This window comes from Devosia yakushimensis, assembly GCF_030159855.1.
GTDB classification, from domain to species: domain Bacteria; phylum Pseudomonadota; class Alphaproteobacteria; order Rhizobiales; family Devosiaceae; genus Devosia; species Devosia yakushimensis.
This window is the reverse complement of sequence record NZ_BSNG01000001.1, coordinates 1,566,192-1,577,908: the sequence shown is the minus strand read 5'-3', so window position 1 is coordinate 1,577,908 and position 11,717 is coordinate 1,566,192. Positions and strand designations below refer to the sequence as shown.

11 protein-coding genes are annotated in these 11,717 nt (G+C 61.3%); 10 read left to right on the top strand and 1 reads right to left on the bottom strand.

The window, feature by feature from the left end; all coding sequences use genetic code 11:
- The first annotated feature begins 175 nt into the window (after window positions 1–175).
- The 7 genes from QQL79_RS07805 (at window position 176) to QQL79_RS07775 (ending at window position 7,411) form a co-directional block, all read left to right on the top strand.
- Window positions 176–1,201, top strand: coding sequence for a septal ring lytic transglycosylase RlpA family protein (locus tag QQL79_RS07805; RefSeq protein ID WP_284392839.1), 1,026 nt, complete (start codon window positions 176–178; stop codon window positions 1,199–1,201).
- Between the two features lie 71 nt (window positions 1,202–1,272).
- Window positions 1,273–2,418, top strand: a complete 1,146-nt coding sequence (locus tag QQL79_RS07800; protein WP_284389569.1) for a D-alanyl-D-alanine carboxypeptidase family protein — start codon at window positions 1,273–1,275, stop codon at window positions 2,416–2,418.
- A 115-nt stretch (window positions 2,419–2,533) separates the two neighbouring features.
- The gene (gene tmk / locus QQL79_RS07795; RefSeq protein WP_284389567.1) at window positions 2,534–3,220 is read left to right on the top strand and encodes a dTMP kinase; all 687 of its coding nucleotides are present in this window, start codon (window positions 2,534–2,536) and stop codon (window positions 3,218–3,220) included.
- A complete protein-coding gene (locus tag QQL79_RS07790) occupies window positions 3,217–4,245 on the top strand; it encodes a DNA polymerase III delta subunit-related protein (protein WP_284389565.1) in 1,029 nt (342 codons plus the stop codon). Before tmk ends, QQL79_RS07790 begins: the two co-directional genes overlap by 4 nt.
- On the top strand, window positions 4,242–5,789 hold the full coding sequence (gene metG / locus QQL79_RS07785; RefSeq protein ID WP_284389564.1) for a methionine--tRNA ligase: 1,548 nt from the start codon (window positions 4,242–4,244) through the stop codon (window positions 5,787–5,789). Before QQL79_RS07790 ends, metG begins: the two co-directional genes overlap by 4 nt.
- A gap of 2 nt (window positions 5,790–5,791) precedes the next feature.
- The gene (locus QQL79_RS07780; RefSeq protein WP_284389563.1) at window positions 5,792–6,574 is read left to right on the top strand and encodes a TatD family hydrolase; all 783 of its coding nucleotides are present in this window, start codon (window positions 5,792–5,794) and stop codon (window positions 6,572–6,574) included.
- Window positions 6,575–7,411: an MBL fold metallo-hydrolase gene (locus QQL79_RS07775; RefSeq protein WP_284389560.1), complete on the top strand. Its 837-nt coding sequence runs from the start codon at window positions 6,575–6,577 to the stop codon at window positions 7,409–7,411.
- Between the two features lie 165 nt (window positions 7,412–7,576).
- Here QQL79_RS07775 and QQL79_RS07770 read toward each other — a convergent pair whose 3' ends face one another.
- Window positions 7,577–8,746: an MFS transporter gene (locus tag QQL79_RS07770; protein ID WP_284389557.1), complete on the bottom strand. Its 1,170-nt coding sequence runs from the start codon at window positions 8,744–8,746 to the stop codon at window positions 7,577–7,579.
- 143 nt (window positions 8,747–8,889) lie between these two features.
- Here QQL79_RS07770 and QQL79_RS07765 point away from each other — a divergent pair, with 143 nt between their 5' ends.
- From QQL79_RS07765 to ugpB, 3 genes are all read left to right on the top strand, one after another.
- Complete coding sequence (locus QQL79_RS07765; RefSeq protein WP_284389555.1) at window positions 8,890–9,435, top strand: TetR/AcrR family transcriptional regulator; 546 nt, start codon at window positions 8,890–8,892, stop codon at window positions 9,433–9,435.
- A 33-nt stretch (window positions 9,436–9,468) separates the two neighbouring features.
- On the top strand, window positions 9,469–10,107 hold the full coding sequence (locus QQL79_RS07760) for a class I SAM-dependent methyltransferase (protein ID WP_284389553.1): 639 nt from the start codon (window positions 9,469–9,471) through the stop codon (window positions 10,105–10,107).
- Window positions 10,108–10,338: 231 nt separating this feature from the next.
- Window positions 10,339–11,667: a sn-glycerol-3-phosphate ABC transporter substrate-binding protein UgpB gene (gene ugpB / locus QQL79_RS07755; protein ID WP_284389551.1), complete on the top strand. Its 1,329-nt coding sequence runs from the start codon at window positions 10,339–10,341 to the stop codon at window positions 11,665–11,667.
- Window positions 11,668–11,717: the final 50 nt, after the last annotated feature.

The following is an 11,717-nucleotide window of genomic DNA, read 5'->3' as shown; positions in this document are numbered from 1 at the left end:
GCATTTCGCCGCCCATCGTCACCAATTGCGCTCAAATGCTACGCTCAATGCTAACAGTCTGTTGTCTTTAACCTAGCCGAAACCAGAAAACTGTTCTCTGCGTGTGACAGCGCCGGATCGGGTTATGATCTGCGCGTACCAGTGTGACCAGTGTAAGAGTTTGCGTACCGTGACGATGACCCCTTGGCGCCAAGCCATCCGCCTCGTGGCCCTCGGCGCTTTGATCGCCCCGATGATTGCAGCCTGTGCCACCGGCGGGCTCGGCGCCACCGTCAAGCGCGGCGCCTTCACCTCCAAGGAATATGGGGTCGGGGTTTCTCCCCGCGTCACCAACAATCCCAATCCTCCCAAGGGGGGAGGGCGCTATCAGGTCGGCCAGCCCTATACCGTGCGCGGAAAAACCTATGTGCCGCAAGAGGATCCGAACTATCGGGCCGTCGGCAACGCCTCCTGGTACGGCTCCGATTTCCATGGCCGCCGCACAGCAAATGGCGAGATATTCTCGGCCAACGCCATTACCGGCGCCCATCCCACGCTGCCCCTGCCATCCTATGTCCGGGTGACCAATCAGGAAAATGGCCGCTCCATCGTGGTGCGGGTCAATGATCGCGGGCCATACCTGCCGGGCCGCATCATGGACCTGTCGCATCGCGCCGCCGAGATGCTGGGCTACGTCAACAATGGCTCGGCGCAGGTGGCGGTCGAATATGTCGGCAAGGCGCCGCTCGAGGGCGACGATACCCGCGCGCTGCTGGCCAGCTATAGCGGTCCCGCCATCACCGGCGGCACCAGATATGCCGACAATACCAATAGCTTAGCCGATATGGCGGGCAATTTCTTCGGCAATCTCTTCTCCTATGCCGACACCACGCCAGAGGCGCAGGACCAGGCCATCGGCACCGCTTTTGCCGCCGTCAACGCCATGGCCACGAAGTCTCCCGACCTGCAGGCCTGGGCCAGCACGGTGGATGCCGATGCGCGCACCATCAAGCTCGGGCTCGGCGTCTTCTCCGACCAGGCCAATGCCGTTGCCCTGGCTGAACAATTTGCCGTTATCGGTTCGGTTCAGGAAGAGCCGGCTTCGGTCAATGGAGCCCCGGCCACGCGGCTGACGCTGACTTATCTCAAGCCCGGCGTCGCCCAGGAAGACGCGCTGAATCTGGCGCGAAAACTTGGCCTTAACGACATAATTCTCTATTAGTTTATAGAACCGGCGCGGTGATCCTTGGTGCCGGCCGGGCCGCGGCCCGCAACCGACAGGATGCCTGGTTCGTGAAACTGATCGCACAGATTTTTGCAGTCCTGCTGACGCTGACGGCGCCGGCTTTCGCGCAGGCCAATTTCGACACCAAGGCCAAGTTCGCCATCCTTATGGATGAGGAGTCGGGCACCGTCATTTTCCAGAAAGATGCCGACCTGCCGATGGAGCCGGCCAGCATGGCCAAGCTCATGACCATTGCCGTCGTGTTCAACGAGGTGCGGGCAGGGCGCGTGAAGATGAGCGACGAGTTCTTCGTCTCCGAACATGCCTGGCGCACCGGTGGCGCGGCGTCGGGTGGTTCCACCATGTTCGCGGAGCTGAACTCCAAGATCAGCGTCGAAAACCTCGTCCGCTCCGTCATCATCCAGTCCGGCAATGATGCGGCCATCATTCTGGCCGAGGGAATTGCCGGCACGGAAACCAGCTTCGCCGCGATGATGAACGAGCTTGGCGAGGATATCGGGTTGGAGAATTCGGTTTTCACCAATTCCACCGGCCTGCCGGACCCCGCGATGCATGTAACGGCCCGGGATCTTGCCGATCTGGCGCGGTACCTGATCCATGATTTCCCGGAATATTACCACTATTTCTCCGAGCCGGAGATGGAGTGGAATGGCATCAAGCAGGCCAATCGCAACTCGCTGGTGGAGCTGGGAATCGGCGTCGACGGGCTCAAGACCGGCCATACCGAGGCGGCTGGCTATGGCTCGGTGATCTCCACCGACGATGGCGGGCGGCGCCTGATTGCCGTGGTCCATGGCCTCAAATCCATGGCGGAGCGAACCGAAGAGGGGCGCAAGCTGATCACCTGGGGCGCCCGTGCTTTTGAGCGTGTCGCGGCCTATACCGACGGCGCCGTCGTGGCCTATGCCAATGTCTATGGCGGCACGAGCGGCAGCGTTGGTCTTGTCGGCGACGGGGAAATCGCGCTTTACCTGCCGCGCGGCTCGCGCAAATGCCTTGGCGCTTCGGTGGTCTATACCGGACCATTGCTGCCGCCGGTCAATGCCGGCGACAAGGTTGCGGAATTGCGCGTGTTCTGCGACGACCAATTGGTGCAGACCGCGCCGCTGTTTGCTGCCGAAACGGTGGAGCAGGGCGATATCGTGCGCCGCGCGACCGATGCGCTGAAGCAGCTGGCCCTGGGCTGGCTCTAGAGCGTTTCCAGCAAAAGTGACCACGGTTTTGCGGTTCGGAAACGCGACGAGACAAGAAATTGGGGCCATTCGGCATTTCGCTGAAATGGCTCTAGGACTGGGATAAGACTGGCTGATGCTGGAAGCGCCAAAAACCAACCGGGCACGCTTCATCACCTTTGAGGGTGGCGAAGGCGTGGGGAAATCGACGCAGGTCAAGCGCCTGCTCGCCAATCTGCATCGGCTGTCGATCGAAGCCATCCGCACGCGCGAGCCGGGCGGCACGCCGCGCGCCGAGGCCATTCGCTCGTTCATTTTGCAGGGGCGCTCGGAGAGCTGGGGCGCCGGTGCGGAAGCCGTGTTGTTTGCGGCGGCGCGGCTGGATCATGTCACACAGCTGATCGAGCCCAATCTGCAGGCCGGCACCTGGGTCATCTCCGACCGCTTCCACGATTCCACGCGCGCCTATCAGGGGCTGACTGGCGGGGTCGACGACAAGCTGATCCGCGGCCTCGAAACGCTGGCGCTTGATGGTCACACGCCGGACCTGACCATCATTCTGGACATGGATCCCGAGGTCGCGTTCAAGCGCGTGGCGCTGCGCGCTGTCGAGGATGGCCTGGCGCAGACCGGCGACCGCTTCGAGAAGGAAGAACTCGACTGGCACAAGCGGCTGCGCGAAGGGTTTCTGGCCATTGCCCGTAACAACCCGGATCGCTGTGTGGTGATTACGGCAGAACAAAGTGAAGACACGCTGGAGGCAGCCGTTTGGGATGCGGTTTGCCAGCGCTTTCCCGAATTGCTGCGCGGTTCGCAGGCATGAGCGATCCCGAAGCTCTTGAAGATGTGCCGCTGCCCGAGCGGCGCCAGCGGGCGCGCGGGCATGATGCAGCGCGCAGCGCCATCTTTGGCAATATTGCCGAGCGCCGGTTGCCGGGCGCTATCCTGCTGCACGGGCCGCAGGGGATAGGCAAGGCCACGTTCGCCTTCGAGATTGCCGCGGCAATCCTGGCGGCTACGGGCGATGAAGATGCTGCCCGGGTGGAAGAGCAGGTGGCGGCGATGTCCCACCCCAATCTTTTCCTGCTGCGCCGGCGCCCCAAGGACGGTAAGGGCTATTACACGGTGATCCGGGTGGAAGACGTGCGCGAGGTTCGCGATTCTCTCCATCATACGCGGGGGAGGGCAGGGCAGCGGGTGGCTATTATCGATAGCATCGATGACTGCAATCCCTCCGCCGCCAATGCCTTGCTGAAAACGCTTGAGGAGCCGCCGGCGGACACGACATTCCTGCTGGTGTCGCATCGGCCGGGGCAATTGCTGCCCACCATCAAATCGCGCTGTCACAATCTGGCGCTGCGCCCGATTGCGGATACGGACGTTGCAGCTGTGCTGATGGAGCAGGGGGGCGCTATCGATGAGGCAGCCTTACAGCGCGCTGTTGCACTGGCGGGCGGACGGCCGCGCCGGGCATTTGAAACGCTGGCGCTCGATGCCGATTCCGCGCTCGGCGCGCTTCAGGCCTGGCTGGCCGATCCGCTGCGCCATCCTGCCGGCGTGGGCCTGCAACTGGCAGATGCCTTGGGCGCCGATGCCCAAAGCACCGAACTTTCGTTTGCCCGCGAGATGCTGGACGACTGGATGGCCGACGAGGCCCGCAACGCGGCCATGCAGCCCGGCGCCCGCATGCGGCTTGCCTCTGCCAACGACCTATGGGACAAGGCGCACGCCCTGCTTGCCGAGGCTGACAGCATCAATCTGGATATGAAACAGACGCTGGCCGCCATTTTCAATGCGATCAGGAAGCATGTTTCTCTGACCGTTCCCGTTTCCGCCGAGCCCCGATGACCGCAAAGCCCTTCTACGTCACCACAGCAATTGCGTATCCCAACGGCCTGCCACATATCGGTTATGCCTATGAGCTGATAGCAACCGACGCCATCGCCCGCTGGGCGCGCCTAAGCGGCCGTGACACCTATTTTCTAACCGGCACTGACTATCACGGCATCAAGATGGTGCAGACCGCGGCGGCACAGAACACTAGCGTCCGCGAGCTGGCTGATCGCAACACTGCCGAGTTCCGTCGTCTGACGGGCGTGCTGAACATCTCCAATGATGACTTCATTCACACCGAGGAGCCGCGCCACTATGCGGCCAGCCAGGCCATCTGGCAAAGAATGGTGGATAATGGCGACATCTATCTGGGTGGCTATGAAGGCTGGTACTCGGTTCGAGACGAGGCCTATTTCGATGAAGAAGAGCTGACGGAAGGGACCGGCGGCAAGAAGTTTGCACCCACGGGCGCCGAAGTGGAATGGGTAGTTGAGCCTAGCTATTTTTTCCGCCTGTCCGCGTATCAGCAGAAGCTGATCGACCTTTTCGAGGGCAACCCGGATTTTCTCGCTCCGAAGGAGCGGTGGAATGAGGTGCTGTCCTTTATCAAAGGCGGGCTTAGAGACCTCTCTATTTCCCGTACGACGTTCAACTGGGGCATACCGGTTCCAGATGCGGCAGAGCACATTATGTATGTGTGGGTTGATGCACTGACCAATTACATCACCGGCGTTGGCTTCCCGGACGAGCAGAGCGAGCTGTTCAAAAAGTTCTGGCCGGCGAACCTGCATGTCATCGGCAAGGATATTATCCGCTTCCACACCGTCTATTGGCCTGCCTTCCTCATGAGCGCGGGCATTGAGGTGCAGCATCGTGTATTTGCGCATGGCTTCCTGACCGTCGACGGCCAGAAGATGAGCAAATCTCTTGGCAATGTCGTCGACCCGTTTGAACTTGCTGAGGAATTTGGCGTCGATCAGCTCCGCTATTTCCTGCTGCGCGAGGTTTCGTTCGGCCAGGATGGCGATTATAGCCGCGACAAGCTGGTCAACCGTGTCAATGCAGATCTTGCGAACAATCTGGGCAATCTGGCACAGCGCTCGCTGTCCATGATCAACAAGAACTGTGACGGGCTGGTTCCTGAATATGCCGGGGCCACGCCGGATGACGATGCCATCGTGGAGCAGGTCGATGCCGCGCTGGCCGAAGCGCAAAGGGCCATGGATGCCCAGTTGGTGCATGAGGGCGCTGGTGCGATCATTTCCGCATTGAGCGCGGCTAATAACTATTTCGCGGCCCAGGAGCCGTGGGCGCTCAAGAAGACCGATCCGGCGCGCATGGGCTCGGTGCTTTATCTCACGGCAGACGTCGTCCGCAGGCTGACCATTCCGCTGCTCGCCTTCGTGCCGCAGTCGGCCAATGCAATCCTTGATCAGTTGGCCGTTCCCGCCGACGAACGCACGCTGGCCGCGGCGCAAGTCTCCAAGGGGCTGCACTCCGGCACGCCATTGCCGGCGCCGCAGGGCGTTTTTGCACGGCTCGAGCGCAAGGCTTCCTGACCATGCTGATCGACAGCCATTGCCATCTCGACTTCGATGCTCTCGCTGGCGATATCGAGGGCGTGATGGCGCGCGCGGCGGCGGCCGGCGTCACCGGCATGGTGACGATATCCACACGTGTGGATAACTTTTCCACTTATGCCGCCATCGCGGAACGTTTCCCGAACGTCTGGTGTTCGGTTGGGACGCATCCGCATAATGCGGATCAGGAATTGCATATCCAGGCCGACGATCTGATCAGGCTTTCTGCCCATCCGCGCTGCGTTGCGATCGGTGAGGCGGGGCTGGATTACTACTATGACAATGCGCCGCGTGAGGCGCAGGCAACGGGTCTGCGCCGGCATATCGCGGCAGCCCGATCCACAGGTCTTCCACTGGTTATCCACAGCCGCTCGGCCGACGATGACATGGCGGCGATCCTCGAGGAAGAAAGCGGGCAGGGGGCCTTCCCCTTTGTTTTGCATTGCTTCACGGCCGGAGCAGACCTGGCGAAGCGCGCGCTTGCCCTGGGTGGCTACATCTCGTTTTCGGGCATCATAACCTTCAGGAATGCCGAGGAAATTCGCGAGGTGGCCAAGATCGTTCCGGCCGACCGCTATCTTGTGGAGACCGATGCTCCGTATCTCGCGCCGATCCCGCATCGCGGCGAGTCCAACGAGCCTTCCTTCGTTCGGCATACAGCCGAGAAATTGGCCGAAGTCCGGGGCATAGACCTGGCGACGCTCGGTCAGCAGTCTACGGCGAATTTCGCGCGGCTTTTCTCGAAAACCGGCTTGAGCGCCTAGATGCCGGCTGCACAAAGGATCATCGCGACGATCCTGGGATGCGGCTCGTCGGGCGGCGTGCCGCGCATTGGCAATGTCTGGGGTGATTGCGATCCGGCCGAGCCGCGCAACCGGCGCCGCCGCTGCTCATTGCTGGTCGAAGGCTGGAGTGAAGGCAGCAACGAGCCGACGCGCGTGCTCATCGACACCGGCTGCGATTTGCGGGAGCAACTTCTCGACGCGGAGGTCGATCGTGTCGAGGCCGTATTCTACACCCATGAGCACGCCGACCATACACATGGCATCGACGATCTGCGGGTTCTGGCTCTGCACAATCGACGGCTGGTCGACGTCTATTTCACCCAGGCCACCGGGGCACGCATTCGCGAGGCCTTCGGCTATTGCTTCGCGGCTCCGCCAGGAAGTTCCTATCCGCCGATCCTCAATGCCCATGAGATCGAGGCCGGGGCCGAAATCATCGTTGAGGGACCGGGCGGCACTATCGCGGTGCAATCATTCGAACAGGCGCATGGCGATATCACATCGCTGGGCTTCCGGATCGCCGACTTTGCCTATTGCTGCGATCTGTCGGGATTTCCGGCGCAATCGCACGAGGCGATAACGGGACTAGCGCTTTGGGTGATCGACGCATTGCGACCGACGCCACATCCCAGCCATCTGAGCCTGCCGGAGACGCTGGACCTGATCGGCAGGTTCGCACCGCAGCAGGCGGTGCTGACCAATATGCATATCGACCTCGATTACCGGGCCACCGATGCATCCACGCCTGGCAACGTCATGCCAGCGTTCGACGGCATGCAGATCGACATCCTGGCCGGACGCATTCTCAACCTCTAGGGGCGTCGGATTGGCCGGAAACCTGGGGTTTCGGCGCATCCGTTAGTTCCATAATATATATTATGCGAATTGTGCGTGTGGCGAGAAACGGACGTTGCAGACGCTGCAACTGTGATGCAAACGGCTGCCATTCTGCCCTGCCCAGCTGGCCTTCCTGCCTCGGGATCAACCTCGGCGTGATGCGATTGGGCCGGTTATGGCGACGAATGCCAGGCCGATGGCAACGAGAATAAAGCCGGTGGCAAGGCTCCAGTGTTGGCCAACGAAGCCGATTGCTGCGGGCCCGACCAAAATCCCCGCATAACCCATCGTGGTGATTGCTGCGATCGCCAGGCTTTGTGGCATGCGCTTCTGCTCGCCCGCGGCGGTGAAGAAGACCGGCACAATGTTCGAAGCACCCAATCCCACCAGGAGGAAGCCGGCAAATGCCAGTGGCTGGGTGGGAGCAAAGACAGCAAGGCAAAAACCAAGCGCGCCCAATGCCCCGCCCAGGACGACAATCCTGGTTCCGCCCATGGCCTTAACCAGGTGATCGCCAAAGAGGCGGCCGATTGCCATGGCCACGGCGAAGAGTGTGTAGCCGAAGCCCGCCTGCGTCTCCTCGACACCATGGGCGCCAATGAGGAAGATCGCGCTCCAATCGAGCACGGCGCCCTCCCCCAGGAAAACCAGGAAGCAGAGCAAGCCGATCAACAGGACAATGCCGCGCGGCATGACGAAAGCCGGAGTGCCCGCCTCGTCCCGATTGCCATAGGGAAGCAGGCCCTTCCAGGATGCGAGCAAGAGAAGGAGCAGCATGGCGCTGACGATGAATGTCGCATTGAGCGGGCTGAGGCCCGTGGCAAGCAGCAGGCTGACCCCACCAGCACCGAAGATGCCGCCCACGCTGAAGAGACCATGGAAACCCGACATCATGTTTCGACCGCTGTCCTTTTCGACCATGACCGCCTGAATATTCATGGCGACGTCGAGTGTACCAACGCTGGCGCCAAAAAGCGCAAGGGATAGCGCCAGGGCGACGACGGTGTCCGCGATCGCCAGGAGAGGCACAGCGGCCGCGAGGACCACGGTCGCGCAGGCCGTGACCCGTCGGCAACCATGGCGGCTTGCAAGTATGCCCGTTACCGGCATGGCGAGGATCGAGCCAAGGCCCAGGCACAGCAGAAGGACGCCGAATGCCCCCTCCTCCACGCCAACCCTATCCTTGGCAAAGGGAACGAGCGGCGCCCAGGCGGCCATCGCCAGGCCAGCAACAAGGAAAACAGCCCGTGTCGACCACTGCTCGCGCGAGCCCGATGGAGCATGCTGAGACGCGTCGATGGAAATGCTGCTCATGATCCGTCCCTGCCGGTATGGTCCTCGCCCGGTCGATTCCGGCGATACTGACCCCAAGTTTTGCGTATCCGATACACTATAGTACATATGTACGCAACGGGTGATGGGTTGGAATCATTGCCATTGCAGGACATGATCGAAGCATGACCAAGCTCAGCCGCCGGTACGAGCCGGACAGACGCAACCGCATCATCGCCACCGCCCTGGACGTTATCGCCGAACAGGGCGTGGCCGGTACCACGCATCGACGCATCGCCGAGGCGGCAGACGTGCCATTGGGTTCGATGACCTACCACTTCGCCAGCCTTGAGGAGGTGATTGCCGAAGCGTTCAAGCAGCTCTCACAGGAGATTTCCGAGAGCTTCAGGATCACGCTGGAAGCTGCCAGGAATGTGGAGGAAGCGCGGGAGGCGGTCGTTCGGATCATCTGTGGAGACGTCTGGCTCACCGACCGGAACATGACGCTGCAGCTGGAGCTCTATGCCTATATGGCCCGGCACCATGAATTGAAGTCGCTCGTCGCGGATTGGATGGCGCGGAGCCGGGCGGCGCTGGAGACGCATTTCGACGCCCAGACGGCTCGGGCACTCGATTCGATCATCGAGGGCACCACAATTCATAATTTCGCACGCAAGGACCTGATCCCCATCGGCGAAGTCCGGGCCCTGATCGCCAAGGTGACCAGCTGATAGCGCGCCCACGCGGAATTGAAGGAGCCTTATATGAATACCGCAAACGATGCACGTTTCTGGGACCGTACATCGCGGCGCTATGCTGCGGCGCCGGTTGCCGATCAGGCGGGATACGAGCGAACGCTGGCCAGGACGCGTGATTATCTAAGGCCCGACGACCAGGTTTTGGAATTGGGGTGCGGCACGGGGTCGACCGCCCTGCTGCTCGCCGGCAATGTCCGAAGCTATGTCGCCACCGACATATCCCCCGAGATGATCGCGATCGCGAGGGAAAAGAACAGTGCGGCGCCCATTTCCGGGCTCACCTTCCGCGTGGCGATTGCGGAGGAGCTCGCTGCCGAGGCCATGCAGGTCCAAGCCGTGCTGGGGTTCAACTATCTGCATCTGGTGCGCGATCTGCCCGGCACGCTTCGGCGCATCAATACATTGCTCGAGACCGGCGGCCTGTTTATTTCCAAGACCCCCTGCCTTGGCGATATGAACCCGCTCATACGGCTCGTGCTGTTGCCCGCCATGCACGCGATAGGTCAAGCGCCCCATGCCAGCGCTTTCCGGGCGAATGAGCTGAGCCAATACCTGGCCGATGCGGGTTTTGAGATTCTCGCCACCGAGAGCCATGCCAGCAAGGGCAACGAAAGCCTGCCCTACATCGTCGCACGCAAGCGGTGACATGGCCGCAAGGCCCGCGCCATCGGGCCCGATCGCTGTCACAAGCCTTTCATATGAACATCGTAGTGAGCGATTGCCTTGAGCGGGTCCAAACCGCTTGAGCGTGTTTCATCTCATTCCGTCCATCTATGTTCATTTGAAATCGTCTCTTTACCAAATGAACATCTCGTTGCTACCACTGGCAGTGCGAGGACGGAGATCCTTTGCTTGAAGAACAGGAGGAACGACCCCATGAAGAAATTTGCGCTGCTATTGTCGACGGGCCTAGTTGCCGCCCTCGCCTATGCGCCTGCCGCCTCGGCCCAAACAGAAATTGCCTGGTGGCATGCCATGGATGCCGAGCTTGGCAAGAAGCTCGAAGAAATCGCCCAGGGCTTCAATGACAGCCAGACCGAATACAAAATCGTTCCGACCTATAAAGGCACCTACCCCGAAACGCTGACCGCCGCCATTGCCGCTTTCCGCGCCAATGAGCAGCCCGCGATCGTGCAGGTCTTCGAGGTGGGCACCGGCACGATGATGGCCGCCAAAGGCGCCGTCTACCCCGTCTATCAGTTGATGGCCGATAATGGCGAACCGTGGGATCCGTCGGGCTTTCTGGCCCCGGTGACGGGCTATTATTCCGATACTGACGGCAACATCCTCTCCATGCCGTTCAATTCGTCCACCCCGATCATGTATTACAACAAGGACGTGTTCGAAAAAGCCGGCCTCGATCCCAATACGCCGCCCAAGACCTGGGCCGAACTGGAGACGATGAGCCGCACCATCATGGAATCGGGCGCCGCCTCGTGTGGTTTCACCAGCGGCTGGATTACCTGGGTGCAGACCGAAAACCTGTCGGCCATCCACGATCAGCCCTATGGCACGCTGGAAAACGGCTTTGGTGGCCTTGGCACCGAATTCACGTTCAACGGCCCCGTCCAGGTCAAGCACTGGGACAATCTCAAGAAATGGGCTGATGACGGCCTGTTCCAATATGGCGGCCCCGGCGGCGGCGCCGATGCTCCGCCCAAATTCTACGCGCAGGAATGCGCCATCTACATGAATTCCTCCGCATCGCGTGCCGGCGTCATTGCCAACGCCAAGGATTTTGAAGTCGGTTTCGCACCCCTGCCCTATTATGACGACGTGACCACCGATCCGAAGAACTCGATCATCGGCGGCGCGACCCTGTGGACGCTCAATGGCAAGGACCCCGCAGTCTATAAGGGCGTGGCCCAGTTCTATACCTATCTGAGCCAGCCCGAAGTGCAGGCAGCCTGGCACCAGGCCACCGGCTATCTGCCGATCACCAATGCCGCCTATGAGCTTGGCCAGTCGCAGGACTATTACGGCCAGAACCCCGGCTCGGACATTGCCATCCAGCAGATCACCCGCGGCACGCCGACCGCCAATTCCAAGGGCGTACGCTTCGGCAACCTGACCCAGGCCCGCGCCGTGGTGGATGAAGAGTTCGAAGCCATGCTTGCTGGCTCCAAGACCGCCCAGGAAGCCCTGGATACCGCAGTCGAACGCGGCAACCAGATCCTGCGCGATTTCGAGGCCGCCAACCAGTAAGCGGCGCTCCACCGATCGTTAAACCCGCCCCACCCTCTCCAGGGTGGGGC

What these genes read in the sequence shown, in the direction of transcription:
- QQL79_RS07805 (WP_284392839.1), top strand. Translation starts at nt 176, where the DNA reads ATGACCCCTTGGCGCCAAGCCATCCGCCTCGTGGCCCTCGGCGCTTTG.
- tmk (WP_284389567.1), top strand. Translation starts at nt 2,534, where the DNA reads ATGCTGGAAGCGCCAAAAACCAACCGGGCACGCTTCATCACCTTTGAG.
- QQL79_RS07790 (WP_284389565.1), top strand. Translation starts at nt 3,217, where the DNA reads ATGAGCGATCCCGAAGCTCTTGAAGATGTGCCGCTGCCCGAGCGGCGC.
- metG (WP_284389564.1), top strand. Translation starts at nt 4,242, where the DNA reads ATGACCGCAAAGCCCTTCTACGTCACCACAGCAATTGCGTATCCCAAC.
- QQL79_RS07780 (WP_284389563.1), top strand. Translation starts at nt 5,792, where the DNA reads ATGCTGATCGACAGCCATTGCCATCTCGACTTCGATGCTCTCGCTGGC.
- QQL79_RS07775 (WP_284389560.1), top strand. Translation starts at nt 6,575, where the DNA reads ATGCCGGCTGCACAAAGGATCATCGCGACGATCCTGGGATGCGGCTCG.
- QQL79_RS07770 (WP_284389557.1), bottom strand. Translation starts at nt 8,746, where the DNA reads ATGAGCAGCATTTCCATCGACGCGTCTCAGCATGCTCCATCGGGCTCG.
- QQL79_RS07765 (WP_284389555.1), top strand. Translation starts at nt 8,890, where the DNA reads ATGACCAAGCTCAGCCGCCGGTACGAGCCGGACAGACGCAACCGCATC.
- QQL79_RS07760 (WP_284389553.1), top strand. Translation starts at nt 9,469, where the DNA reads ATGAATACCGCAAACGATGCACGTTTCTGGGACCGTACATCGCGGCGC.
- ugpB (WP_284389551.1), top strand. Translation starts at nt 10,339, where the DNA reads ATGAAGAAATTTGCGCTGCTATTGTCGACGGGCCTAGTTGCCGCCCTC.